General features: G+C 39.4%; 22 protein-coding genes and 1 tRNA gene. 10 read left to right on the forward strand and 13 right to left on the reverse strand.

Annotated features, from left to right (window positions below):
• The first annotated feature begins 14 nt into the window (after positions 1 to 14).
• A complete protein-coding gene (gene proB / locus F927_RS10870) occupies positions 15 to 1148 on the forward strand; it encodes a glutamate 5-kinase (protein ID WP_005084609.1) in 1134 nt (377 codons plus the stop codon).
• A gap of 74 nt (positions 1149 to 1222) precedes the next feature.
• Here proB and F927_RS10875 read toward each other — a convergent pair whose 3' ends face one another.
• The 5 genes from F927_RS10875 to F927_RS10895 all read right to left on the reverse strand — a co-directional run bounded on the left by F927_RS10875 (position 1223) and on the right by F927_RS10895 (position 7029).
• Entirely contained in the window at positions 1223 to 2860 is a 1638-nt protein-coding gene (locus F927_RS10875) for an ABC transporter permease (protein ID WP_005084611.1), read from the reverse strand.
• 87 nt (positions 2861 to 2947) lie between these two features.
• Positions 2948 to 3964, reverse strand: coding sequence for an extracellular solute-binding protein (locus tag F927_RS10880; RefSeq protein ID WP_004639985.1), 1017 nt, complete (start codon positions 3962 to 3964; stop codon positions 2948 to 2950).
• Between the two features lie 24 nt (positions 3965 to 3988).
• Positions 3989 to 5110: an ABC transporter ATP-binding protein gene (locus F927_RS10885; protein WP_005084613.1), complete on the reverse strand. Its 1122-nt coding sequence runs from the start codon at positions 5108 to 5110 to the stop codon at positions 3989 to 3991.
• Positions 5111 to 5161: 51 nt separating this feature from the next.
• Positions 5162 to 5854, reverse strand: a complete 693-nt coding sequence (locus F927_RS10890) for an HAD-IB family hydrolase (protein ID WP_005084615.1) — start codon at positions 5852 to 5854, stop codon at positions 5162 to 5164.
• A complete protein-coding gene (locus F927_RS10895; RefSeq protein WP_005084618.1) occupies positions 5821 to 7029 on the reverse strand; it encodes a DUF1615 domain-containing protein in 1209 nt (402 codons plus the stop codon). Before F927_RS10895 ends, F927_RS10890 begins: the two co-directional genes overlap by 34 nt.
• 82 nt (positions 7030 to 7111) lie before the next feature.
• Here F927_RS10895 and dusB point away from each other — a divergent pair, with 82 nt between their 5' ends.
• The gene (dusB, locus tag F927_RS10900) at positions 7112 to 8137 is read left to right on the forward strand and encodes a tRNA dihydrouridine synthase DusB (RefSeq protein WP_005084620.1); all 1026 of its coding nucleotides are present in this window, start codon (positions 7112 to 7114) and stop codon (positions 8135 to 8137) included.
• A 56-nt stretch (positions 8138 to 8193) separates the two neighbouring features.
• On the opposite strand, the gene oxyR is transcribed toward dusB, so the two are convergent.
• The 4 genes from oxyR to rubA form a co-directional block, all read right to left on the reverse strand.
• Positions 8194 to 9099, reverse strand: a complete 906-nt coding sequence (oxyR, locus tag F927_RS10905) for a LysR family transcriptional regulator OxyR (RefSeq protein ID WP_004639978.1) — start codon at positions 9097 to 9099, stop codon at positions 8194 to 8196.
• Positions 9100 to 9105: 6 nt separating this feature from the next.
• Complete coding sequence (locus F927_RS10910) at positions 9106 to 10050, reverse strand: alpha/beta fold hydrolase (protein ID WP_004639976.1); 945 nt, start codon at positions 10048 to 10050, stop codon at positions 9106 to 9108.
• Positions 10051 to 10137: 87 nt separating this feature from the next.
• Positions 10138 to 11319, reverse strand: coding sequence for a rubredoxin reductase RubB (gene rubB, locus F927_RS10915; RefSeq protein ID WP_005084622.1), 1182 nt, complete (start codon positions 11317 to 11319; stop codon positions 10138 to 10140).
• A 76-nt stretch (positions 11320 to 11395) separates the two neighbouring features.
• Positions 11396 to 11560, reverse strand: coding sequence for a rubredoxin RubA (rubA, locus tag F927_RS10920; RefSeq protein WP_000760495.1), 165 nt, complete (start codon positions 11558 to 11560; stop codon positions 11396 to 11398).
• A gap of 352 nt (positions 11561 to 11912) precedes the next feature.
• On the opposite strand from rubA, the gene F927_RS10925 reads away from it, so the two are divergent.
• From F927_RS10925 to F927_RS10955, 7 genes are all read left to right on the forward strand, one after another.
• Positions 11913 to 12350: an SRPBCC family protein gene (locus F927_RS10925; RefSeq protein WP_005084625.1), complete on the forward strand. Its 438-nt coding sequence runs from the start codon at positions 11913 to 11915 to the stop codon at positions 12348 to 12350.
• Between the two features lie 160 nt (positions 12351 to 12510).
• Positions 12511 to 14037 carry a lysine--tRNA ligase gene (gene lysS, locus F927_RS10930; RefSeq protein ID WP_005084627.1) on the forward strand — a complete coding sequence of 509 codons (1527 nt, stop codon included), beginning with the start codon at positions 12511 to 12513 and terminating at the stop codon, positions 14035 to 14037.
• A 153-nt stretch (positions 14038 to 14190) separates the two neighbouring features.
• The gene (locus F927_RS10935) at positions 14191 to 15642 is read left to right on the forward strand and encodes a capsule assembly Wzi family protein (RefSeq protein WP_005084628.1); all 1452 of its coding nucleotides are present in this window, start codon (positions 14191 to 14193) and stop codon (positions 15640 to 15642) included.
• A 326-nt stretch (positions 15643 to 15968) separates the two neighbouring features.
• On the forward strand, positions 15969 to 16877 hold the full coding sequence (gene cysD / locus F927_RS10940; protein WP_004639965.1) for a sulfate adenylyltransferase subunit CysD: 909 nt from the start codon (positions 15969 to 15971) through the stop codon (positions 16875 to 16877).
• Positions 16878 to 16922: 45 nt separating this feature from the next.
• Complete coding sequence (gene cysN, locus F927_RS10945) at positions 16923 to 18536, forward strand: sulfate adenylyltransferase subunit CysN (RefSeq protein ID WP_005084633.1); 1614 nt, start codon at positions 16923 to 16925, stop codon at positions 18534 to 18536.
• Between the two features lie 199 nt (positions 18537 to 18735).
• Positions 18736 to 19251 (forward strand): hypothetical protein, encoded by a 516-nt coding sequence (locus F927_RS10950; protein ID WP_004639959.1) that lies wholly within the window; start codon positions 18736 to 18738, stop codon positions 19249 to 19251.
• 48 nt (positions 19252 to 19299) lie between these two features.
• A complete protein-coding gene (locus tag F927_RS10955; RefSeq protein WP_005084635.1) occupies positions 19300 to 19563 on the forward strand; it encodes a ribosomal protein L7/L12 in 264 nt (87 codons plus the stop codon).
• 36 nt (positions 19564 to 19599) lie between these two features.
• Here F927_RS10955 and F927_RS10960 read toward each other — a convergent pair whose 3' ends face one another.
• Together F927_RS10960 and F927_RS10965 are read right to left on the reverse strand one after the other, a co-directional pair.
• Complete coding sequence (locus tag F927_RS10960; RefSeq protein ID WP_005084636.1) at positions 19600 to 20928, reverse strand: polyamine export protein PaeA; 1329 nt, start codon at positions 20926 to 20928, stop codon at positions 19600 to 19602.
• Positions 20929 to 21033: 105 nt separating this feature from the next.
• Positions 21034 to 22023: a LysR family transcriptional regulator gene (locus F927_RS10965; protein WP_005084639.1), complete on the reverse strand. Its 990-nt coding sequence runs from the start codon at positions 22021 to 22023 to the stop codon at positions 21034 to 21036.
• Between the two features lie 539 nt (positions 22024 to 22562).
• Here F927_RS10965 and F927_RS10970 point away from each other — a divergent pair.
• Entirely contained in the window at positions 22563 to 24164 is a 1602-nt protein-coding gene (locus F927_RS10970; protein WP_026057263.1) for an isocitrate lyase, read from the forward strand.
• 84 nt (positions 24165 to 24248) lie between these two features.
• Here the strand turns inward: F927_RS10970 and F927_RS10975 are convergent, their stop codons facing one another.
• Positions 24249 to 24716 (reverse strand): copper resistance protein NlpE, encoded by a 468-nt coding sequence (locus F927_RS10975; RefSeq protein ID WP_026057262.1) that lies wholly within the window; start codon positions 24714 to 24716, stop codon positions 24249 to 24251.
• Positions 24717 to 24944: 228 nt separating this feature from the next.
• Positions 24945 to 25020 (reverse strand) — tRNA-Gly (locus F927_RS10980).
• Positions 25021 to 25048 lie beyond the last annotated feature (28 nt).

The following is a 25048-nucleotide window of genomic DNA, read 5'->3' on the forward strand; positions in this document are numbered from 1 at the left end:
AATTTGAGGAAAAAATGATAGAAGTGGTCGATGGGCAACGTCAGCTCAATGCGTGTAAACGAATCGTTGTTAAAATCGGATCATCTTTACTGACTGCAAATGGGCAAGGTTTAGATCTACAGGCAATTTCGCATTGGGCGAAACAAATTGCAGATCTACACAATGCTGGACATGAAATTATTTTAGTGTCCTCTGGTGCAGTAGCAGAAGGGATGGTACGCATGAAACTTGCGAGTCGACCCACTGATCTACCCAGTTTGCAGGCTTGTGCCGCGATCGGTCAAATGGGCTTGATCCATACATGGTCAAGTGTATTAGATCAACATGGCATCCGCACTGCTCAGGTTCTTTTGACTCATGATGATCTTGCTGATCGCCGTCGTTATCTCAACTCATGTGATGCATTGCAGAACTTGATTGATTGGCGTGTCATTCCTGTCATCAATGAAAATGATACCGTATCTACAGACGAAATCCGTTTTGGGGATAATGATACCTTGGCGGCAATGGTTGCAGGTCAGGTACAGGCTGATTTGTTGATTATCTTAACGGATCAACAAGGTATGTTTGACTCAGATCCACGTAGTAATCCAAATGCCAAGCTATTCTCTTCAGTTCGCGCACTTGATGATCGCTTGTTTGAAATGGCAGGTGGCGGTGGCGTGTTAGGACGTGGCGGTATGGTGACAAAAGTTCGTGCTGCTCGTTTAGCTGCTCGTTCTGGTTGTCCAACATTGATTGCAAGTGGTGAAAGTGAAAATGTACTCGCTCGTTTAATGTCGGGTGAGATGATGGGAACGTTATTTACCACTGACAATGATCGTGTTACCGCACACCAAAAATGGTTAGCGGCTCATCTACAAACTGCTGGACGTTTGGTCATCGATGATGGTGCTGTAGAGGCGATTAAACTGAAACATCGTAGTTTATTACCCGTGGGCGTGAAAGCGATAGAAGGGCATTTTGATCGCGGTGATGTGGTTGAGTGTGTGGATAAAAAAGGACAACGTATCGCAGTTGGACGTGTCAATTTTAGTTCACGCTCTGCTGATCTTGTAAAAGGATTGTCATCAGATAAAGTCCATCAGGTCTTAGGTGAGGCACGTTCTTTGGAAATGATTCACCGTAATCATATGGCGATTTACTGATCAAACATTGTCTCGACCCTATAAAACAAAAAAGACTTCTTTCGGGAAGTCTTTTTTTGGCTTAAATTTTTGAATTATTTTTGTTGTTGAATATTCTTACCCATTCTTGCCAGTAAAATGACTGGAATCAGTCCAACTAAGACAATTAGCAAAGCTGCGATCGCACCATCTTCATATGTTCCTCTAGCTGCTTCAGCATAAAGTTGAGTTGCCAGCGTTTCCATATTGAGTGGTCTGAGCAATAAGGTTGCAGGAAGTTCTTTCATGCAATCTACGAAAATAAGGAGTGCTGCTGAAATAATGGCAGGACGTAATAAAGGTAAATGTACACGCCATAAAATAGAAAAACGATTTTGCCCTAAGTTACGTGCAGCGTCGTCAAAGACACCATGAATACGATTATAACCTGATTCTATTCCACCGATGGCAATTGCTAGAAAACGGACGCAATATGCATAGATCAAGGTAAATGTAGTACCTAGAAATAATAAGCCCGTGTGAATTCCAAGTTTAAATTCCAAGAAGTCGGCAACAGCATGATCTATTTTGCCTAGTGATAGCATGAGTCCAATTGCTAGAACGGTTCCAGGAATCGCATAGCCTAAGCTAGAGATACGGCTAAACCATGTATTTTGAGTAAAACGAGCCGCACTAACGATAAGAAAACCAATAAAAATGGTGATCACTGTTGCAAGGCTGGCTAGGCTTAGCGTATTGATTGAGGCTTGTAGCAAATAATCAGAAAACCCTGCATATTGAAATCGTTTATATGATTCTACGAGTAGATGGCTAATCGGAATCAGAAAACCGATACAGATTGGAATTAACCCTAAACCTAGAAATAGCCATGCTTTGCTTCCTGTGACTTGTTGTGCAGGCATCAATCGACTACGTTGGGCCGAATTCATATAGCGCTGTTTACGTCGTCCAAGTCGTTCTACGATCACCAATAAAGTAATGATCATTAGCATGAAAATAGCAATCTGTGCTGCACTGGCGAGATCGGATTGGTTTATCCATGTAGAGTAGATGGATAACGTAAGGGTTTTAACGCCTAAAAATTCGGTTGCTCCAATATCATTGATGGTTTCCATCAATGCCAAACTTGCACCAACAGCAATCGCAGGTCGAGCTAGAGGAATGGCAACTCTTAAAAAAACTTGATTGGGTTTTAGTCCTAGGCTTCGTGCGACTTCAATCAAACTAGCTGATTGCATCAAGAACATGGCACGCGTACTGAGATATACGTAGGGATATAACACAAAGCTTAAAAGGAAAATACAACCCCAAACTGATCGAATATTAGGAAACCACCAAGGCTGTGCTTCCCAACCAAACCAAGCACCTAAGACTGTTTGTACAGGACCAATTGGATGCAGAATATCAATATAACTATAGGCAATAATATAAGTAGGGACAGCGAGTGGAAGTAGCAATGCCCAATCTAAAAAAGCACGTCCTCGAAACTGATAAGCCGTCACCAGCCATGCACTACCAGTACCGATTAAAATGGTCAGTAGACCGACCCCCAATAAAAGGATGGTGGTATCAACTAAGGTTGGTGGAAGAACATAGCGCAGCAAATGTCCCCAAATATCGCTATTGCCTTGTAATGCTGTCCAAATTAGTGCCAGTACAGGTAAACAAGCCAGTAGGGTCAAAATACCACTAAGCGAAAATAGTAAACGAGGTGAGTCTTTCTTTTTGATCATCGAGGATATTGGGGCTAAGTGAGAAAAAGGCAAAACAAATCAGTATACAGGCAATCTTGATGATCGCCTGTTTACGCATTGTGAGGCTTAGTGATTAAATTGAACTTTATCAACTAAAAGGTTGGCTGTTTTACGATGACGTGCAATATCGCTTAAACGAATTTTGTCGACTTCCAGTTTACCAAAGCTCGCAATAATTGGATCAACTTTAACACCTGCTTTTACAGGATATTCAAAGCCACTTTGTGCATAAATTGCTTGAGCATGGTCAGAAGCTAAGAATTCAAGTAATTGAACAGCCTCTTTAGGATTCGGCGCGTATTTAGCGACAGCAGCTCCTGAGACATTGACATGTGTACCGCCATTTTTAAAGCGCGGTAATACGACATTGATGGCATTGCCCCAACGTTGTTGCTCAGCATCTCCAGTACGCATCGTACCAACATAGTAAGTATTCGCTACCCCGATATCACAAATTTTACCTAGAATATCACGGGCTACATCGCGGTCACCGCCACTTGCTGGTCGTGCCAAATTTGCTTTCACACCACGAAGCCATTGTTCAGTTGCTTTTTCGCCATGATGGGTAATATAAGCTGCAATTAAACTGGTGTTATATGCATGACTACCTGAACGAATACAGATTTTTCCTTTCCATTTTGGATCAGCTAAATCTTCATAATTGATTGCAGTTAAAGGCGTGCGTTCTTTAGATGCATAAACGGCACGTGCACGCATTGATAATGCATACCAGTGGCCATTTGCCGCACGTAAGTTTCCAGGAATAGCAGTATTCAGAACCTTTGAGTTAATACGTTGAGTTAACCCACCTTCAACTAAATCAACTAAATTACCAAAATCAACAGTCAGCATCACATCAGCAGGCGAACGTCGTCCTTCCGCTTTTACTCGCTCAAGTAATCCATCTTTGATAAAAACAGTATTTACTTTAACGCCTGTTTTTTCACTAAATTCTTGTAAAAGTGGTTGAATTAAAACAGGTTCTCTAGTGGTATATAGGTTTACTTGAGCGGCATTAGCCCAGCTACTTCCTAATGCCACTAGTCCAGCTAAAGCAATATGAAGCTTTGACAGTTGTTTCATTTATTTCATCCCTAATCACAAAGTTTAAACATTGAAAGTTTGTTTGGTGCGAATATTTTCGATCGGTGTTTGATCATCTAAAGTGTAGAAGAAGCATGTAGTCAAATCTACGTGGATATACACTTGTTCAGCTGTACTAAAATTCTGTTGATAGTCAACTTGTGCCAATAAGATATTATTTTCATTCTCAATTTGTAGACGTAATTGTTGAGTATGTCCCATAAAACTTGAAGAAATGACCTTTGCAGGTAATCTATTGTCAGCAGCGTCTTTGAAAATGTGAATCTGGTGCGGACGAAAACAACATTGAATTGCTTGCTCTGTTTGTTTTAAGTGTGGAGGTGTTGGGATTGCCCCAAAAATTGTATGAAGTTGACCATTTTCTATTTGTACAGATATTTCATTGAGTGCAGAAAAATAACGTGCCGCAAATAAGGTTTTAGGTTGTAAATAAAGCTGTTTTGGTGTCCCGATCTGAATGATTTTGCCTTGATGCATCAAAATAATTTGATCCGCGATTTGCAAAGCTTCTTCTGGATCATGGGTTACGATGACGGTCGTTGTAGCTGTCTTCTTTAAGATTTCGATGGTGCTTTGGCGAATATGATCACGTAAACGATGATCTAAATTAGAAAAGGGTTCATCCATCAGTAGAACTTGCGGTTTGGGTGCAAGAGCACGCGCCAAAGCAACACGTTGTTGCTCACCACCGGATAGGGTATATGGATAACTATGTAGATGATGATGCATAGAGACGTGTTTCAATGCTTGTTCTGCAATCGTTTGTCGCTGTTGTTTGGGTAATTTTCTTAAACCAAACATGACGTTTTCCAACACACTAAGGTGAGGGAACAGTGCATAATCCTGAAACACTAGGCCAATATTTCGCTCTTCTGCCGGCACTTGTTGTTGTGCATTCCATAAAATGTCTTGTTCAAGTTGAATTGAACCACTGCTAGGCGTTTCTAAACCCGCAATCAACCGTAGCATCGTCGTTTTGCCACATCCTGAATGTCCGAGTAAACAGATAATCTGTCCGCGAGTAGCAGACCATGTTGCCTGATTGACCGCAAATCGAGCTCCATATTGCTTGCTCAATTGTTGGATGGTTAAGACATTGGCCTGAGGTGCAGTATGAGCATTCATGGTCAATTCACAGTACAATTTATTTGAGCAAATAATAACTAATAATTCTTCTCATGTAGAGTCTTTTTCTAATTTCTTTTGCGGTTGCTTTTCATCAACATGTTGTGGATGTATAACGTGTGGAAGTGTTAAATCTTGTCCAACCATGTAAGCGTGATCTGTCAAGCTGAACATTTCAAGATCTTCATGGCTATTACCATAGGCATAAACTTGATGGTACTCATTCAGATTGTATTGTTGCAGTACTCTGATTTTTTTCTGTTCGCAGCTACAGTCCAAAGACTGGTAATGGCCAGAGAGAGTGCCATTAATAATTTCTGTTTCTGTACAAATCAATTCGATATTTAATAATTCACAGATCGGCGCTAAATATAAGTCAATTGAAGCGGAAACAAGCACAACATGATCGCCACGTTGTTGGTGTAAATAAAGTTGTTGAAGTAGATCTGGATCTAATTCTTTAATAATTTGTTGTGCATAATTGATTGCGATACTTTGTATTTGCTTCGCTGTCACGCCTTTAAACATCGTTTGAAATAATCGAGGTCTCATCGCATGTGCAGGATATAGACCTAGATAGTAGGCCTGAATCCAAGGAAGGATTTTCAAGCCTTTTAAAATAACATGATGTTTCGGGAGGGCGAAAAAAATAAATCGGGTAAAACTGTCTTTGGGATAAAGCGTGCCATCAAAATCAAATAAAGCAAGATTTACAGTTTTAGTTGTTTTGCTCTTTGCATGCATGTTTCATATCGTCCATTTACACGGCTTGCAAACCAATTGGTATTATAATCACGGCTCAATTTTGGACCGGAAATTACGACTTGAGGCATGATCGCATATTTTGCATCTTTGCCTGTTTTGCTTTGATATAAATTTTGTAGCGCAGTATAAGTCTGTGTATTTTCGAATTTCTTTGATTTTTCCTTTTTCAAGTCACTTCGAATTTGACGTGGGGTAACTAAAACCCCATTTTCAGCAAATACTGAAATCAAAGCTTTTTCGGTTTGGCTTTGAGTTGGACGAACATTACCTTCTTTATTATAGATAAGTAGATCACCATCTAAATCAATTTCAATATCAGTTAATGCATCTAACATGCTTTGAAAGGCTGCATTACGGCTGGAATACATGCCAGAATTATAGTCAGCAAAGCGATAAATTGCGCGATCATAATCTGCAGGATAAACCATTAAACGATGGATGCCATAATATAGGCCACCGTATTGGGTATAGAGATCATTGCGTAATTCTGCAGTGCTCATACCGATACGTTTATGTTCTTTGGCATAATTAATATGAACTTGCATCGATCCTAGGGTGGTAATCGGATTCATTTTCTCACTAATATCTTGGCCTACAAGTTTTGCAGCGCCAGTTAAAGCACTAATATGGTAATGCTTCGCCATGTAATCAAAAATTTCACGATAAAGTAGATCAAGCTCACGTTCTGTTTTAACTCTACGCATTTGGCGCATATAGTTGTCTTCAGGAGAGGGTTGATTTTTTAGGACTTCCTCGAAGTAACCTGCGACGGTACCACCGATTGTCTCCCCAAGTTTTGCTTCAAATTTTTCATTTAAACGCGTATTAATTTCCTGAACTGCTTTTTCACCTAAACCTGCGACTTGTGGGTCTGCAACAAAATTTGACTCTTGATCCACCACGGCAACAATCGTGCATACATTCTGTTTAGATTGTGGGATATTAAGTTCTTGCATAATGTCATGAATATCTTGTGCCCAAGCGTCACGATCACGTACACGTGCTGGAATCACACTTTTAATCTGATCTGCTTTCAGTACAGGTTCCTTATCATTTGCCCACCATGCAAAATCACCACAAGCGGTGAGACTGACACAGCTGATGATTAGGCTAAGTGTTTTTAATAGCGGACGAGATGAGTATGATTTGTTCATGATCAGGACAACACCACATAAAAAGATGAGTCGAATGGGTGAATGAAGTATACTATGGTGATCAGAAATTGTAAGAAAATATATGTATATTGGTTCATATCGACTGTCAAATAATTTGATCGTTGCTCCGATGGCCGGGGTTACAGACCGACCATTTCGAACATTGTGTAAATACTTTGGTGCTGGGCACGCGGTTAGTGAAATGATGACCGCTGATAAAACCTTGCGTATGAGCAAAAAGAGTCTGTATCGTGCAAATTTTGATGGTGAATTAGCACCAATTTCGGCACAAATAGCAGGTTCTGATCCTGAGCAATTGGCTGAGGCGGCACGCTACCAAGTTGCCAATGGGGCGCAAATTGTTGATATCAATATGGGCTGCCCTGCAAAGAAGGTTTGTAACAAACTGGCGGGTTCTGCTTTGTTGCAAGATGAAGATCTGGTTGCACGTATTTTGGATACAGTCGTTGCTGCTGTTGATGTTCCAGTAACATTAAAAACTCGTCTTGGTTTTTTAAATGGTCAAGAAAATATTTTACGTGTGGCGAAACGAGCTGAAGAGGCGGGGATTGCTGCTTTGGCTCTGCATGGACGTACGCGTGAAGATATGTATTTAAATCATGCTCGCTATGAACTCATAAAACAGGTGAAACAACTCATCGGCATCCCAGTGATTGCGAATGGTGATATTGATAGTCCAGAAAAAGCAAAATATGTATTAGATTATACTGGCGCAGATGCCATTATGATTGGACGAGCAGCACAGGGGCGACCTTGGATTTTCAGAGAAATTGGACATTACTTAAAAACAGGTGAACATCTCGCTACGCCTGACATCGCTGAAGTTAAAGCCGTTTTGTTGGGGCATTTATCTGAACTTTATCAATTTTATGGTGAATATTCAGGTTGCCGTATTGCCCGTAAACATATTGCTTGGTACACCAAGGGTTTACGTTCAAGTAATGAATTTCGGCAGAATATGTACAAGGTTGAAAGTACCGCGGATCAGGCAAAAGTCGTTGAAGCCTATTTTGATCAATTACTTGATCTCGGTCAGCGAATGAGTGATGTACAAGTTGAACAAGTAAATTTGTTAGAGATTAAATAACCAGAATTTGCGTATTTGAAAAAGCCTGTAATTCGATTTGAATTACAGGCTTTTTATTATGCTAAATGAGCTGTAATTTTCTGCAAAATTTGCAAGATCACATCAAACTCACTTTGAAGTGGAGTGCTTTTGCGTGTCACTAAAGCTAAAGTACGACTTGGAGCATCTTCGATGGATTTAATAGAAATCGTTTCATTACCATTCAACATGCTATTTTTAATCGCAATTTCAGGTAAAAGTGTGAAACCTAAATCAGAAGATACCATTTCGACCAATGTTGGTAGTGAACTTGCTTTTAAGCGATGATCATTTTTGCGTTCACCAACAGGGCAGGCACTCAATGCATGATCACGTAAACAATGGCCTTCTTCAAGTAACATCAATCGTGACAGATCAAGATCATCTAAAGAGTTTGCATTGGCAGCATTGCTGTCATTTTTATTGTAAACCAGTGATAAATGCTCTTTTGCGATTTCAGCAACTTTTAAACCGCGTGTATCAAACGGCAGTGCAAGAACAATCATATCTAGATTGCCATGTTCCAGTTTTTCTACAATCTTTTCGCTTTGTGCTTCATGTAGATGGAGTTGAATTTTTGGCAATTGTTGATGCACTTCATCCAAGAGTTGCGTCAAGATAAAAGGTGCAATTGTTGGGATAATACCAAGATGCAGGTCACCTGTTAGCGGCTCACTCATTTCTCGGCTTAAACGCATAAGATCTTGTGCATCAGCTAATAACACACGTGCACGAGCAACAACTTGTTCACCTAGAGGGGTTAAACGGACGTTTTGACGATCACGTTCAACTAAGACGCCACCTAGCAGACGCTCTAGTTCCATGATTCCCCCAGATAAAGTGGACTGGGTAACAAACGAACGGCGTGCTGCTTCAGTAAAATGTAATGTTTCTGACAACGTAACTAAATATGATAGCTGTCTTAATGAGGGTAATGCAGCCATAGTGTCCTAGTGTGATGATCTAAAATGATGAACAAACAAATCGCTAAGTTGCGGGATGAAATGTGCAGGAATATCATGCCCCATTCCATGAATTAATTCAAACTTAGCACCCGTAATTGCTTTTGCAACCGCTTTACCATGACTTGGTGGTAGTAAACGATCTTTTGAACCGTGCACAACCAAAGTGGGCTGAGTGGTATTCTTGTTCAATGGTAACAAAGAACCTGTACATAATATTGCTAAAAATTGTTGAAGTACACCCGCTGGATAAAAACTACGGCGATATAATTTTCGAATGGTTTGAATTGCTTCAACCTGATTCACATAACCAGGTGAACCAATAATTTGAAATACTCTTAGACTATGATTAACAATTGACTCTTCATCACGTGCTGGAGGCCTTCCCAATAAACTGAAAAGTTGTTTTGGATAAGGGAAAGGAAGGAAAGGTTGATTGTTACTCGTAAACAATAGTCCAACTTTTTCTACCTTTTCAGGGTATTTCGCCGCAACGATTTGAGAAATCATGCCGCCCATCGATGCACCTAGTAGATAGGTTTTTTCAATACCCAATTGGTCAATGAGCATGGCGACATCATCTGCCATATCATACAGTGTATAGGGCGCACCTTCATTGCCAAGCCCAAACATGAAACGTCCCATGAGTTTCATTGTATTGAGTCTTTTACCTTTATTTCTAATTTTTGAAGATAAACCAATATCACGATTATCAAAACGAATCACACGAAACCCTTGGTCAATCAGCGCTTTACAAAAGAAATCAGGCCAAAATAACATTTGTGCACCTAATCCCATGATGAGCAGAACTGTTGGATGTTCAGGGTTTCCGCCGATTTCAACATGGAGTTCGATACCATTGCCCAAACTTACTTTGGTCTCTTGCATAAATGCAGTATAAGGCGACACATTAAATTGAAGGGCACTGTTCATGCTGCTCGTTCCAAGTTGAATTATTTTTGTCGGTATTGAGTTTGCAGAAACCTCATTTTTCAACAAACTCGCTATATTTAATAAACCTTAATTTTGTGCAGGAATCAAGTCAGGCACAAGTTTGGTCAGTGTCAAACGCTGTTTTGCAGCTGTTGCACCTAAAAGTACAAAGCCTCTTAATGTGCCTTCTGCATCAACTGCTTTTGCTAACATTCCATCTTCAAAGTCTTCCATCTCCCAAGTCACATCAATATCTAATGGGGCAGGTAAAACAGTGAGTGGTGCTGCAGGGGTTTTTACTGCAACAGGCATCGCTGGATAGTGTACGGCAGTGTTTTGACCACTTAAAGTTTTAGCCAATGCTCGAGCTTGTTGCATGATTGGCATCACATAAGGAAGTAAAGTTCCGTTGACTTCAGCACAGTCACCAACCGCGTAGATATCTGCTTGATTGGTTTCTAATAAAGTATTTGTGATGACGCCACGACTTGTTTGAATCCCTGCTGATTTTGCTAGGGCTGTATTTGGTTGTAAACCAATTGCTGATAAAACGATATCCGCAATCAAGGTTTGTCCATTTGCAAGTGTTACAGCGTAATCTTCACCATCATTAATTTTGGTAATTTTTTCAACTGTTGTTGAAAGGACAAATTTAATTCCAGCTTGTTCTAAGTTGTTTTTGAATAAGTCTGCAACATGACTAGGCAATAAACGTCCCAATGGTTGTGGGGCAAGATCGATTACCGTAATATCATATTCGCTATGTAATAAATCATTGGCAAATTCACATCCAATCAAGCCTGCACCTAAAATAACAACGCGTTTATCTTTACGTTGAGCAAGGTTTTCACGGAAGTTGCGATAGTCGATTAATGAGTTAACGACATGAATATCATCACTGCCATCACCTGAAATAGCTAGACGGATTGGATTCGCACCGACTGCAAGTACAAGTTTAGAGTAGGGTTGCGTAATCGTTTCACCATTTTTTTCTAATACGATTTCATGTGCTTCGGCGTGAATTTCTTTGACCCACGTTTCTGCCTCGATACGCATATTGAGTTGAGTTGCCATTTTATTAGCATCGCCTAAAGCAATTTGCTCAGGTGCTTTATTGCCTGCGAAAGCATTGGATAATGTTGGTTTTGCATAATTTACCGCATCATCTCCACAGATCATAACAAGTTCTTGTTCTGGGCTCAGTTTGCGAAATTCACGAGCAACGGTATAACCAGCCATACCAGATCCGATGATGACGATAGGATGCATGAGATTCTCCAACATTTTTTATATAAAAATTAAACTAAAGAAAAAAGACCATGTAAGCATGGTCTTTTTGACAATCTTAGATTTCAATCATTTCAAAATCGGCTTTTGAAACACCGCAATCTGGGCAAGTCCAATCATCAGGAATATCTTCCCATTTAGTACCTGCTGCAATGCCGTCTTGTGGCCAACCTTCTGCTTCGTCGTAAATCCAACCACAAACGATACATTGATATTTTTTCATGTGACTCTCCAAACTGATAGGTATGCTCAAATTGCCTTTCAGTAAAACTGTTCCATAATGTCGCTACGATCGCTGCAATATAGTACTAACTTGTGTTGATCGGGAGTTAGATTTTTACGCAGAACGACATTTAAGTAAAGTAAATGCAAGAGTTTAATCATTTATAAAAAAAGAGATATGGCAATTCAAGCCGAAAGTCTTGTTATTTGAGCAATTGCTCTAAATTTATTCGTGTCATTCTTCGTGAATGTAATTGAAAATATCGAAACGTATAAAATTGGTGTGAATAAAAAATAAACATTTGAACAAGCGGTATCATATTTTGAGTGTTAATTATTAGAGAATTAAACATATGGAAACCTTGGTATACAGCATAAAAATTCATGCCCCTCAACAAAAAGTATGGGATGTACTTTGGACTCTTGACAGTTATCAGGCTTGGACAAAATTCTTTTCACCCAGTTCAACGATGCAAAGTGATTGGAAGGTTGATGGTAAGACCTATTTCTTAGATGGGGAAGGCAATGGAATGATTTCGACAATTGCAAGCATTGAAGAACCGAAACAATTGATCTTTAAGCATCTCGGTATCATTCAAAATGGTCAAGAAGACTTAGAGAGTGATGAGGTAAAGTCATGGGCTGGAACTTTGGAAAAATATTTTCTGCTTGAATCAGGCGCAGATACTGAACTACATGTCGAAGTGGATGTGCAGCCTGAATACATTGAAATGATGGATAAAGGGTTTAAGCAAGGCTTGGAAGCGATTAAACAAATGTCAGAAAGTTAAGTAAAATTAGAGTATAGATATCGCTAAAAATCCTCGTGGAAAAAACAAGAAAAACTGATAAATATACGCTTTTTTCAAGAATGTCAGGTCGAAAAGATACGAAAATGTTTTGCGATCTGCTATTCTATGTGCCTTTATTTTTACTTAAACCGAGGCAGAGATGACGCAACAAAACGCTCAATCGACTTCTGAACAAACACTTTCCGAAAACGATTTAATCGCACAGCGTCATGCCAAATTAAAGCAAATTCAAGAGACTGCTAAACAAACAGGTAAGAGTCCTTGGCCTAATACATTTAAACGTGAACACTATACGGCAGATTTACAAGAACAATTTAAAGATCAGGATAAAGCGCAAATCGAAGGTGCTGAAAAAGTTTATGTAAAAGTTGCTGGTCGTGTCATGCTTAACCGTGGATCATTTATTGTGATTCAGGATATGACAGGTCGTATCCAACTTTATGTTGATCGTAAAGGTTTACCAGCAGATGTTCTAGAGACAATTAAAAGTTTAGACCTTGGTGATATTATTGCAGCTGAAGGTTATATCGGACGTTCTGGGAAAGGTGATTTATATGTGCACCTTGAAGCTTTTGAGTTGCTTACTAAATCGCTTCGTCCACTTCCAGATAAGTTTCATGGTTTAACCGATACTGAAGCGAAATATCGTAAACGTTACTTAGATTTGATCGTAAACGAAGAAACACGTAAAACTTTTGAGATTCGCGCCAAAGTTGTAGCAGGTATCCGCGCATTCTTAACAAATGAACGTTTCATGGAAGTAGAAACACCGATGATGCATGTCATTCCGGGTGGTGCTTCTGCAAAACCATTTGTGACTCATCATAATGCGTTAGACATGGAACTTTATTTGCGTATTGCTCCTGAGTTGTATTTAAAACGCTTGGTTGTAGGTGGTTTTGAGCGTGTGTTTGAAATTAACCGTAACTTCCGTAATGAAGGGGTTTCAACACGTCATAACCCTGAATTTACCATGATTGAGTTTTATCAAGCTTATGCAGATTATAAAGACTTGATGGAACTTACGGAAAACATGCTTGAGAAATTGGCAATTGATATTTTAGGTACAACTGATGTGCCTTATGGCGAAGAAGTTTATAGCTTCAAAGGCCCATTTAAGAAGATTTCAATGTTCGATGCCATTCTTGAGCATAACCCTGATTTCACACCTGAAAATGTCAATGATCGTGAATTCTTGGCGAAATTTACTCAAGAGGTATTGAAAGAGCAAGTGAAACCAGGTTTTGGTTTAGGTAAGTTACAAACGATCGTATTTGAAGAAACTGTAGAAACCAAGTTACGTCAGCCAACATTCATCACTGAATATCCAGCTGAAACATCACCACTTGCGCGCCGTAATGATGAGAATCCACATATCACTGATCGTTTTGAATTCTTTATTGGCGGTCGTGAGTTAGCGAATGGCTTCTCAGAGTTAAATGACCCAATTGATCAAGCTGAACGTTTCCAAGCTCAAGTTGCGGAAAAGGATGCGGGTGATGATGAAGCAATGCATTACGATGCGGACTTTATCGAAGCGCTTGAATACGGTTTACCTCCAACAGCGGGCGAAGGAATTGGTATTGACCGTTTGGTAATGCTATTTGCTAATGCACCAAGTATCCGTGATGTGTTGTTGTTCCCACATATGCGCCGTAAAGACTAATTTTCGAGTTATGCGGAACATCAAAGACCACTTTTATAAGTGGTCTTTTTTTGCATTCTACGTTAAGAAATGTAATTGTTCGGTTTGGTGATTGAAAACAACCTGTAAAAAAACGATGATGTGCTCATAAATAAATTTGAGAACAGTCTGGATATGTTTTTAAAAAAATCGCTTTATGTCGCATTATTGGCGTCTCTCTCTTCCGCTGTATTTGCGCAAGGTATTGTGTTAAACGATGAAAACTTACGCACAGACTTGAATTGGTTAAACCAACAAGGCGTAATTCAAATCAGTACTTCAACTTGGCCAATGAGTGGAGATGAGATTAAACGCGCTTTATCACAAGCTCAAGTAACCAATAAAGCACAACAGAATGTTATCGACTCTGTTATGCATGCGATTGCTGCGGACAATGCAACAGCAAAAGTAGGGTTACATGCAGGTACTGATCTTAAAACTGTGCCTCAGGCTTTTGGTGATAGTCAAAAGTCCCAGTATCAAGCTGCTTTAGAGTTCAACGCTGGCGGTGAAAATTGGGATGCAAAAATCCGGGTGAATGCTGAAAAAGATCCTTTGATTGACAATGGTAATGATGTCAACGTTGAAGGTTCATATATTGCAGGAAAGCTTTGGAATCAATGGGTCATTGCTGGTCAAATTCCTACATATTGGGGACCAGGACACGACGGTAGCTTGATTCGTGGTGATGCCAGCCGTCCAGTTTACGGTGTCACGGTTCAACGTGCAGTACAAAATGCATTTGAAACGAAATGGTTGTCTTGGATTGGACCATGGCAATATCAAGCCTTTGCAGGACAATTAGATGACTATGAAGCAATTCCAGATACAAAGCTAATCGGTCTTCGATTCACAGCGCGTCCGTTCCAAGCTCTGGAAATTGGTGCTTCACGTGCAATCCAATGGGGTGGGGATGGGCGTCCTGAGAGCTTTAGTTCTTTATGGGATGCAATGTTAGGAACGAGAGATAACGGTGGTCGAGGTAAACCTGATCCTGCCAATCAGATTGCAGGCTTTGATGCTCGTTTGTTCTTACAGCCGTTATGGGGTGTACCAATTAGCTTCTATACCCAATTCGTTGGCGAAGATGAAGCTGGTGGTTTACCTGCAAAATATCTGTATCTAGGTGGTGCTGATTTCTCATCAAGCTATAACAATATGCCGTACCAGTTATATGCAGAATGGGCGGATACGCGTACAAATGGAGAGGCAAAAGGCATTTCCTATAATCATCATATTTACAGAGATGGCTACTACCAACATGGTTTCCCATTAGGGCATGCTATGGGTGGTGATGGACAAATGTATTCCGTTGGTGGGGATATTCGTTTTGATACGATGAATCGCTTAAGTGGACGAGTGTTGTATGCAAACGTTAGCCAAACACAGCGCGTAGAGTTAAATAATGCAGCATTCCCTAAATCAGATAAGATCAAAGGTTTAGATATCACTTGGACTCATTATGTCAAACCAACAATCCCATTAAAGGTAAATGGTTGGGTGAGTGATTCTGATGTGAATGGTAGTGATGGTGGTGTTTCTGTTGGTGTAGAAATTCCATTAGAAAAAAATATGTTCTGTTTCTAATTTGAAAGTATTGTGAAAAGAGGTCTATAGAGGCCTCTTTTTTGTTTGGAGTGAATCATGTGAATTGGGGAATATTTTGTAGATTTTATTATTCTTTACATATCACAATTTTGCATATTTATATGAAAAAACAAGCTAAAGAACTCGTTCTAAATTATTATAATGAATAAACTTTGCTAGCTGATGAAAAAGTAAGTTAGTAAGCATATTGATATCATGAAAAATTGGAGTTGTTATGGCACTCGTTCCTCCACACGGTCTTCCAAGTGGTGGTGTAAAACCACTTATAGATTTTATGGGTAACATGGATAAGGAGGTAAGTGTACATGACTGAGAATAGATTAACGCACCTCAAGCAACTTGAGGCTGAAAGTATTCATATCATTCGTGAAGTCGCGGCTGAATTCGAAAATCCTGTGATGCTTTACTCGATTGGTAAAGACTCTGCAGTGATGTTGCATCTTGCACTTAAAGCATTTTATCCTGCGAAACTCCCATTCCCATTACTACATGTAGATACAGGTTGGAAATTTAAGGACATGATTGCTTTTCGCGATAACATGGCGAAAACGCATGGCTTTGATCTGATCGTTCATCAAAATGTTGAAGGGCGTGAGGCAGGCATCAATCCATTTGATCATGGTAGTTCTAAATATACAGACATCATGAAAACTCAGGGCTTAAAACAAGCCTTGGATAAATACCAGTTTGATGCTGCTTTTGGTGGCGCACGTCGCGATGAAGAAAAATCACGAGCGAAAGAACGTGTTTATTCATTCCGTGATACGAAGCATCGCTGGGATCCTAAAAACCAACGTCCAGAACTTTGGAATCTTTACAATGGTAAAGTAAACAAAGGTGAAAGTATTCGTGTATTCCCGTTATCTAACTGGACTGAGTTAGATATTTGGCAATATATCTATCTAGAAAGTATTCAAATCGTTCCTCTTTATTTCTCTGCCGTACGTCCAGTGGTAGAGCGCAGTGGTACTCTTATCATGGTGGATGATGAGCGTATGCGTTTGAAAGAAGGTGAAGTCCCACAAATGAAATCGGTACGTTTCCGTACATTAGGCTGTTATCCATTAACAGGTGCAGTTGAGTCTGAGGCGGATACATTACCTGAAATTATCCAAGAAATGCTGTTGGCCACCAGTTCAGAACGTCAAGGTCGTATGATTGACCATGATGAAGCTGGCTCGATGGAAAAGAAAAAGCAGGAAGGTTACTTCTAATTTCGTTTAGGAAATTCGATTTCAAATTTTGTGGAGTTTTGAGCAATGTCTCATCAATCAGATCTTATTAGCCAAGATATTTTGGCATATTTAAAACAGCACGAAAATAAAGACCTTCTGCGCTTTTTGACCTGCGGAAACGTCGATGATGGTAAATCAACACTTATTGGTCGTTTACTTTATGACTCAAAATTGATCTACGAAGATCAATTGCAAGCGGTAACACGTGATAGTAAAAAAGTGGGTACGACAGGAGAGGCACCTGATTTAGCATTGCTTGTAGATGGTTTACAAGCAGAGCGTGAGCAAGGCATTACCATTGATGTCGCGTATCGTTATTTTTCGACTGAAAAACGTAAATTTATCATTGCTGATACACCGGGCCATGAGCAATATACCCGCAATATGGCAACAGGTGCTTCAACTGCTGACCTTGCGATTATCTTGATTGATGCTCGTTATGGTGTGCAAACACAGACACGTCGTCATACCTTTATTGCAAGTTTACTCGGTATTAAAAATATCGTAGTTGCGATTAATAAAATGGATTTAGTCGAGTTCTCAGAAGCTCGATTCAATGAAATTCAAGTTGAATACGATGCGTTTGTAAATCAATTAGGTAACCGTCGTCCTGAAAATATTGTCTTTGTTCCAATTTCAGCACTTAATGGCGATAACGTTGTAAATCCATCTGTAAGTACACCTTGGTACAAAGGTCAAACGCTGATGGATATTCTTGAATCAGTGGAAATTAAGCGTGAATCGAATAAACATGAATTTCGTTTCCCTGTTCAATATGTGAATCGTCCAAACCTTGATTTCCGTGGTTTTGCGGGCACGATCGCACTGGGTGAGATTAATATTGGTGATGAAATTGTTGCACTTCCATCTGGGAAGAAATCAACAGTTAAAGAGATTGTGACTTTTGATGGCAATCTTGAAAAAGCAGGCGCTGGTCAAGCTGTTACCTTAACATTAAATGATGAAATTGATATTTCACGCGGTAATGTATTGGTTCGTACCGGTGAGCAACCGTTAATTTCTCGTAGTGTTCGTGCATCAGTGGTTTGGATGACCGAGCACCCTTTGGTTAAAGGTAAGCTCTACAACGTCAAAATCGGCACTCAAACTGTTCCTGCAAAAGTCACTGCAATTAATTTCCGTGTCAATGTAAATACACTTGAGCACACTCAGGTTGAAGAGCTTGAGTTGAATGCAATTGCGGATGTTGTGATTGAGTTTGATGCGCCAGTTGTATTTGATCAATACCAAGACAGTCGTTATACAGGTTCATTTATCTTTATTGACCGTTTAAGCAACGTGACCGTTGGTGCAGGTATGGTTGAAGCTGCTGTTGAGTGGACTGCGCATAGCAATCCAGTTACTGCAGAAGATCGTGCTGCTCGTTTAGGTCAGAAACCTGCTGTGATTGGTGTTTCTGCACAGTTAATCGAGAATGCACAAGCATTAGAAAGCTTATTGATCCAACAAGGTGTGGTTGCGATTGCTAGAGCAAATTTAGCTATTGATCAAATCAATCTGTTACGTGAAACAGGTGTGGTGGTGATTACTACGACTATTGAAGGAACTGATACCGATATTGCTGCTGAAACTGCTGAAGAGGCTGCTGATAAAATAGTCGAATTAGTTCGTCTTTAATTGATTAAGTTAGTTTAATAAAGCTCACCATTTAGGTGGGCTTTTTTTGTTTTTGATCCTGAGTTGACGGTGAGGAAATATATAAAATAGATCAAATAAGTAGAGAGCCTATTTTAGCGAGAAGTTTGACCTTTTAATTTTCTTTTACGGTTGCTTTTATGAGACAATATCAGTTCATATTTTTTGTATTTGGACTCCCATGACTGAGCAATCTCCTGAATCTTTAAGCGATATCGAAATTTTAGACATTTTACAGTCTATGAAAAAAGATGAGCTAGATGTTGAAGCCAAAGAGATCATTCGTAATGGGGGGAAAGCAGGTCGCCAAGAAGCGCACAAACTGGCTTTGGTTGCATTAAATACAAGCTTTGAAGAAAAATTTGTTGAAGCTGTTACTTTAGCTTTAGGTTTAAATGCAGGGCAGGCTAAAAAGATTCGTTATAAGAAAGATCGTATCCGCATTTTAAAAGTACGTGGTATCGATTATCTCGCAATTGACGGAGCAGAAACGGCACAAGTATTGGCTCAAATTGCACAAGCAATCACGCGTGAAGATGCAATCGTAACTGAGGGTTTACACAATATTTTTCCATTTTGGAAAGAAGGTTGGCCAATGGTTCAATTTGACAATGCTTATAAGATTTTGGCTGAAGATATATTGATTCATTACCAAGCCACTTTAGATGAGTTAATCTCGCTATATGGCGGGAATTAACATACGACAATCAGTGATTCATTTAAAATAACAAGGATTGTTAACTTTATGAACTTACCTCATAAAATTCCTCCAGAAGCGCTGCAAATGCTGCGCGATGGGCAATTAATACACGCGATTAAGATCACTCGTGAGAAAACTGGACTGGGGTTAAAAGAATCCAAAGATCTTATTGATCAATATCTAAATGATCATCCTCAAGAACAAACACGAATTAAGGAACAGTTGACTCAACGAAGTCAAAGTGGGCTGAAAGTTTTTGTTGTGATTTTTCTGATACTGGTCATTTTGATTTGGTTTGTAATGCAATAACACAGCAAGCTTGGAGAAAGCTTGCTGTGCAAATGATTATTCTTCTTTTATTGGGAGGTTGTCATTCTCTTGGTTTGAGAGAATTTGCGTGACAAGCAGTTGGTCAATTTTGTAATGGTCAATGTCAACGACTTCAAATTTAAAGCCTGCATATTCGACCGCATCTGCAGGGCGAGGGATTTTACGAAGACGGTACATAATAAAGCCTGCGATCGTTTCATAGTTCTCGTTTTCGGGAAACTCCTCTATCTCTAAGACATGTTTCACATCTTCGATTGGTGTGCTTCCATCGATTAACCACGAATGGTTATCGCGCTTAATAATTTGCTGGTCTTCTTCCATAGGTGTAACCCAATCACCCATGACGGTAATCATGATATCGCTGAGCGTAATAACACCCACAACCAATGCATATTCATTGATAACGACTGCAAACTTTTCTTTAGTCGAGCGGAAACGATCAAGTAGCTCAGAAAGAGTGAGTGTATCTGGAATAATCAGAACATTACGAATCGTTGATTCATTTAACTGAAGTAAGGATTGATTGTTTAAAATACGAACAAGAATATCTTTTGTATCAACATAACCAATGACTTGATCAATGTGTTCATTACATACTAAAAATTTTGAATAAGGGTATTCTGCTAATTTTTGGCGAATACTGCTCTCATTTTCTTTGAGTGTAAAGTACACAACATTTTCACGTGTGGTCATACTCGAGGGTACAGTACGTTCTTCGAGTTCAAATACATTTTCAATGAAATGATGTTCTTGCTTTTGTAAAACGCCTGCTTGAGCACCTGCATCCATGACAGCAGAGATATCATCGAAAGTGATATTGTCATCGCGTGTGGTATTTACCTTAAATAGCCTAAACAATAGGTTTGCGATGGCATTAATTCCCCAAGCCAGGGGTTTGCAAACTTTAATAAAAATTTGAATAGGTTCAATCACACTAATTGCAATTTTTTCAGGTGCAATCATTGCCAGACGTTTTGGCATTAAATCAGCAAATAAAATAAATAGTGAAGTAACGAATGTAAAAGAGAGTGCAAAACCTATGGTTTCTAACCATGCGCCTGTATAAAAACGACCAATCAAATCTACGAAAAAAGGGCGAAAGGCAGCTTCACCTAAAATACCGCCCAAGATTGCAACTGCATTTAATCCAATTTGAGATGCAGCAAAAAAGTCTGCGGATTGCTCTTGCAGATCCAGAACCTTTTGCGCGCGATGTTCACCTGATTCGGCTAGAATTTTAAGTTTAACTTTTCGCGCACCTGCTAGTGCAATTTCGGTGAGAGATAAGAAACCAGCTGCAATAATCAGCATTGCGATGATAATGATATTTTGAACGAGACTCACACGTCACCTGAATTTGAATCATTATTATATTAATGTTTTAACATAAAAAAGTTGTCAAGTTAATCTTTAGATTAACTCGACGTTGTTCATCTTTTATCGTTAATTTTAGTACTGTGAAAATTGAGAGTTATTTAATAAAAATTCTCGATTTTCTTCCTCAATCATTTGGCGAGCTACGAATAAAATCAGTTGTCTTAACCAGCGATGGGCTGGGTGATGATGAAGTAAAGGACACCAAGCCATTTTTAATTCGAATTCAGGAATGTAAAATGGAGGATCTTTGATGACCAATCTTGGGTTTTGTGTTTGAAGCTGTGCCATACGAGTTGGTAAGGTTGCAATTAGATCTACATTTTGTGCTAAGAGTGCTGGCATTTGATAATGTCGTGTAAACACGGAAATCTTACGGCGTTGCCCAATTCGCTCAAGGGCTTGATCAATCCAACCTAAACCAGCTTGTTTATCAGGATTGACACCGAAACCGACGCCCATACCTGTTTTCGATACCCAAATATGTTGTGCATCTAAATAACTTTTAAGATTTAAATGCTGAACGGCAGGGTGCTTATCATTTAAAATACAACTAAAGCTGTCACGCCATACCAAAACTTGATGGAAACTTTGTGGAATTTCATTGAAGCGATTAATCGCTAAATCAACTTTACCTTGTTCCATGTCACGATAGGACACATCACTTGGGGTTAAAAAGTCGAGTACTACGTTTGGTGCTTCTGAACGTAATGCTTTAACTAAACGCGGAACTAAAGTCGCCTCAGCATAATCGGATGTCATGATGCGGAATACGCGATTACTGGTATATGGGCGAAACTCTGTTCGAGGCTCAAGAATCATGGAAAGATCAGACAGCGCATCACGAATACGAGGTTGTAATTCCAATGCGCGTTCTGTCGGGGTCATCCCTTCAGATGATCGAATCAAGAGTGGATCATTAAATAAATTACGTAATCGACGTAAAATATTACTCATAGCTGGCTGAGTGACACCGAGTTGTTCAGCAGCTCGGGTGACATTTTTTTCACGAAGAAGTACGTCAAGATAAATTAATAAATTAAGATCGACTCGCTCCAGATTCATAAAAAAAATACCGAAAATAAAATCCTTGAATTGTGATGAATTATGACATATCTCAAGTCATTTGTGTAACTTAATACTACAAAAAACAACAGCCGAATGATGATGTACAAATAAGCTAGAAATTTCTACTTACGTTGACGGCGATAAGTCTATTGGATGACGCATCTGAGTCTGGCCTAATGCGGAAATAGGGGGGACACTTAGCTTTAACAACGCAGTTTTAGTGTCATTGTAAGCATAGAGACTAAGCTGAAAATGTTTGGAAATAAAAAAAATGAACGCTAATTTAGCCCAAAAAGTGATTTTTCGTATTTCTGAAATTAATTTAAAAACAGATGTTTATTTCGTGTTTTTATGCGGTATTGAAAAATGCCCTCACATATATTTTTTAAGAAAATACCGAAAATTAAGCTAGAATATTGGATTAATCCCTTGGCAAAGACTAAGCTGTGTTCATATTGATGCATTGCTCGAAATCTCGCCGACATTAGAAGCATGATTTTCAGCGTCCAATCGATGCCAATCCCTTAAAGGAAAATATCATGACATATCAATCAGCTTTAGAGCACGTTCGTGCCGTTAAAGAAAAATTAGGTGGCACATGGGGTGCGATTCGCCCAGAAGATGCTGCTCGTATGATGGTTCAAAACCGTTTCCACACTGGTTTAGACATCGCTAAATATACAGCTGCTATCATGCGTAAAGATATGGCTGAATATGACGCTGATAATAGCAAATATACTCAATCATTAGGTTGCTGGCACGGTTTTATCGCGCAACAAAAAATGATTGCAAACAAAAAATACTTCGGTACTACAAGCAAGCGTTATATCTACCTTTCTGGTTGGATGGTTGCTGCTCTTCGTTCAGAATTTGGTCCACTTCCTGACCAATCTATGCACGAAAAAACTTCTGTACCTAAATTGATCGCAGAAATCTATACATTCTTACGTCAAGCTGATGCGAAAGAATTAAACGATTTATTCCGTGCTTTACAAAAAGCTGAAGCTGCTGGTGATTCTGCTAAAGCTGCTGAAATCATTTCTCAAATCGACAACTTCGAATCTCACGTTGTGCCAATCATCGCTGATATCGATGCTGGTTTCGGTAACGAAGAAGCAACTTATTTGTTAACTAAACAAATGATCGAAGCGGGTGCATGTGCAATCCAAATCGAAAACCAAGTTTCTGACGCTAAACAATGTGGTCACCAAGCTGGTAAAGTAACTGTACCACACGAAGACTTCTTAGCTAAAATCAATGCTGTACGTTATGCATTCCTTGAGCTTGGCGTTGATGAAGGTGTTATCGTTGCACGTACTGACTCTGAAGGCGCTGACTTAACTCAAAAGATCCCTGTATCTAAAGAGAAAGGTGACTTGGCTTCTCAATACATCAGCTACTTAGATACTAAAGAAATTGATATTTCTGAAGCTGCTGATGATGAAATCCTGATCAAGCGTGATGGCAAATTACACCGTCCAACTCGTTTAGCTTCTGGTTTATACCAGTTCCGCGAAGGCACTCAGCACGACCGCGTTGTACTTGACTGTGTAACTAGCTTACAAAACGGCGCTGACATGATCTGGATCGAAACTCCAACTCCAGACGTTGCTGGTATTGCTGGTTTCGTAAACGACATCAAAAAACAAGTTCCAAATGCGAAACTTGTTTATAACAACTCTCCATCGTTCAACTGGACGTTAAACTTCCGTCAACAAGCTTACGATCGTTGGGTTGCTGAAGGTAAAGATGTTTCTGGTTACGACCGTGCTAAATTAATGAGCGCTGAGTATGATGCCTCTGAATTGGCTGCTGATGCTGATGAGAAGATCCGTACTTTCCAAGCTGATGCTGCACGTGAAGCAGGTGTATTCCACCACTTGATCACTCTTCCTACTTACCACACAGCTGCTCTTTCTACTCATGAGCTTGCTAAAGGTTACTTCGGTGAAGAAGGTATGTTGGCTTATGTTGCTGGCGTACAACGTAAAGAAATCCGCGGTGGTATCGCATGTGTTAAACACCAAGCAATGGCTGGTTCTGACATCGGTGATGATCACAAAGAAATCTTTGCTGGTGAAAATGCACTTAAAGCTGGTGACGCTAGCAAAAACACAATGAACCAATTCGGTGGCTAATCGCTTCTGATTGATTCAAAAAAACCCTGCATAAGCAGGGTTTTTTTATTGAGTATTCAGAAAATTTAATTTATTAAAAATTTACTACTCAGCTTCTTTCTTTAATTGATATTTATCTGCTAACTCACCAGTAATTTCATTACCTTCTAAATCTAGAGCTTTTAAATAACCTTCAGCAACGAAATATTTACGTCCATCACCTGATTGATCAAGCTCAATAATTGATGTGTTAGCGCTATTGAAGGTGAAGCTACCTTTACTTTCAAATGGTTTACCATCACCTTTACCTAGATAAGTTTCTTTTAATTCGTAAGTTTTATCTGAATTTAGCTCAAGTTCTGTTTCTATTCCTTCACAGTCAGCGCAAGGCAATACACCTTTGTAGGTGCCATTCCAATCTAAAGAGTTTTCTGCTGTATGTGCGTTATCTGCTACAATTGCTTCGCTGGCAGCAGTGGTTGGCATCTGCTCCTCGTTCTTTGTGTTGTCGTTTTTACTACATGCAACTAAAAAAACAGAGGCGAGAGATAGAGCTATAATTGATTTTTTCATTTTAAATTGAACCTTATAACGAGAAATGCTCGTGTCCTAAGTTATGGGTTTTTAACGTGAAAGGGTAGTTGGAGAATGTAAGTTTATTTAACCTTTGGTAAACATGGGGTATTTTAACTTTTGATCGCTACTATTAAATTCGCTAAACAGATCTAAGATCAATATTATGATTTTAAATTTATCTACAATAAAAAAGCCCTAATCAAAAGATTAGGGCTTTTTGAATTTTGGAGCGGGAAACGAGACTCGAACTCGCGACCCCAACCTTGGCAAGGTTATGCTCTACCAACTGAGCTATTCCCGCAATAGGACGCATTATAGAGAGTTTCGTT

This window comes from Acinetobacter haemolyticus CIP 64.3 = MTCC 9819 (assembly GCF_000369065.1).
GTDB classification, from domain to species: domain Bacteria; phylum Pseudomonadota; class Gammaproteobacteria; order Pseudomonadales; family Moraxellaceae; genus Acinetobacter; species Acinetobacter haemolyticus.

Coding starts and splice junctions, on each gene's coding strand:
- F927_RS10895 (WP_005084618.1), bottom strand. CDS start 7,029: ATGAACAAATCATACTCATCTCGTCCGCTATTAAAAACACTTAGCCTA.
- F927_RS10955 (WP_005084635.1), top strand. CDS start 19,300: ATGAACTTACCTCATAAAATTCCTCCAGAAGCGCTGCAAATGCTGCGC.
- F927_RS10875 (WP_005084611.1), bottom strand. CDS start 2,860: ATGATCAAAAAGAAAGACTCACCTCGTTTACTATTTTCGCTTAGTGGT.
- F927_RS10890 (WP_005084615.1), bottom strand. CDS start 5,854: ATGCATGCAAAGAGCAAAACAACTAAAACTGTAAATCTTGCTTTATTT.
- F927_RS10975 (WP_026057262.1), bottom strand. CDS start 24,716: ATGAAAAAATCAATTATAGCTCTATCTCTCGCCTCTGTTTTTTTAGTT.
- F927_RS10925 (WP_005084625.1), top strand. CDS start 11,913: ATGGAAACCTTGGTATACAGCATAAAAATTCATGCCCCTCAACAAAAA.
- lysS (WP_005084627.1), top strand. CDS start 12,511: ATGACGCAACAAAACGCTCAATCGACTTCTGAACAAACACTTTCCGAA.
- dusB (WP_005084620.1), top strand. CDS start 7,112: ATGTATATTGGTTCATATCGACTGTCAAATAATTTGATCGTTGCTCCG.
- rubA (WP_000760495.1), bottom strand. CDS start 11,560: ATGAAAAAATATCAATGTATCGTTTGTGGTTGGATTTACGACGAAGCA.
- oxyR (WP_004639978.1), bottom strand. CDS start 9,099: ATGGCTGCATTACCCTCATTAAGACAGCTATCATATTTAGTTACGTTG.
- cysN (WP_005084633.1), top strand. CDS start 16,923: ATGTCTCATCAATCAGATCTTATTAGCCAAGATATTTTGGCATATTTA.
- proB (WP_005084609.1), top strand. CDS start 15: ATGATAGAAGTGGTCGATGGGCAACGTCAGCTCAATGCGTGTAAACGA.
- cysD (WP_004639965.1), top strand. CDS start 15,969: ATGACTGAGAATAGATTAACGCACCTCAAGCAACTTGAGGCTGAAAGT.
- F927_RS10880 (WP_004639985.1), bottom strand. CDS start 3,964: ATGAAACAACTGTCAAAGCTTCATATTGCTTTAGCTGGACTAGTGGCA.
- F927_RS10885 (WP_005084613.1), bottom strand. CDS start 5,110: ATGAATGCTCATACTGCACCTCAGGCCAATGTCTTAACCATCCAACAA.
- rubB (WP_005084622.1), bottom strand. CDS start 11,319: ATGCATCCTATCGTCATCATCGGATCTGGTATGGCTGGTTATACCGTT.
- F927_RS10950 (WP_004639959.1), top strand. CDS start 18,736: ATGACTGAGCAATCTCCTGAATCTTTAAGCGATATCGAAATTTTAGAC.
- F927_RS10965 (WP_005084639.1), bottom strand. CDS start 22,023: ATGAATCTGGAGCGAGTCGATCTTAATTTATTAATTTATCTTGACGTA.
- F927_RS10935 (WP_005084628.1), top strand. CDS start 14,191: ATGTTTTTAAAAAAATCGCTTTATGTCGCATTATTGGCGTCTCTCTCT.
- F927_RS10910 (WP_004639976.1), bottom strand. CDS start 10,050: ATGAACAGTGCCCTTCAATTTAATGTGTCGCCTTATACTGCATTTATG.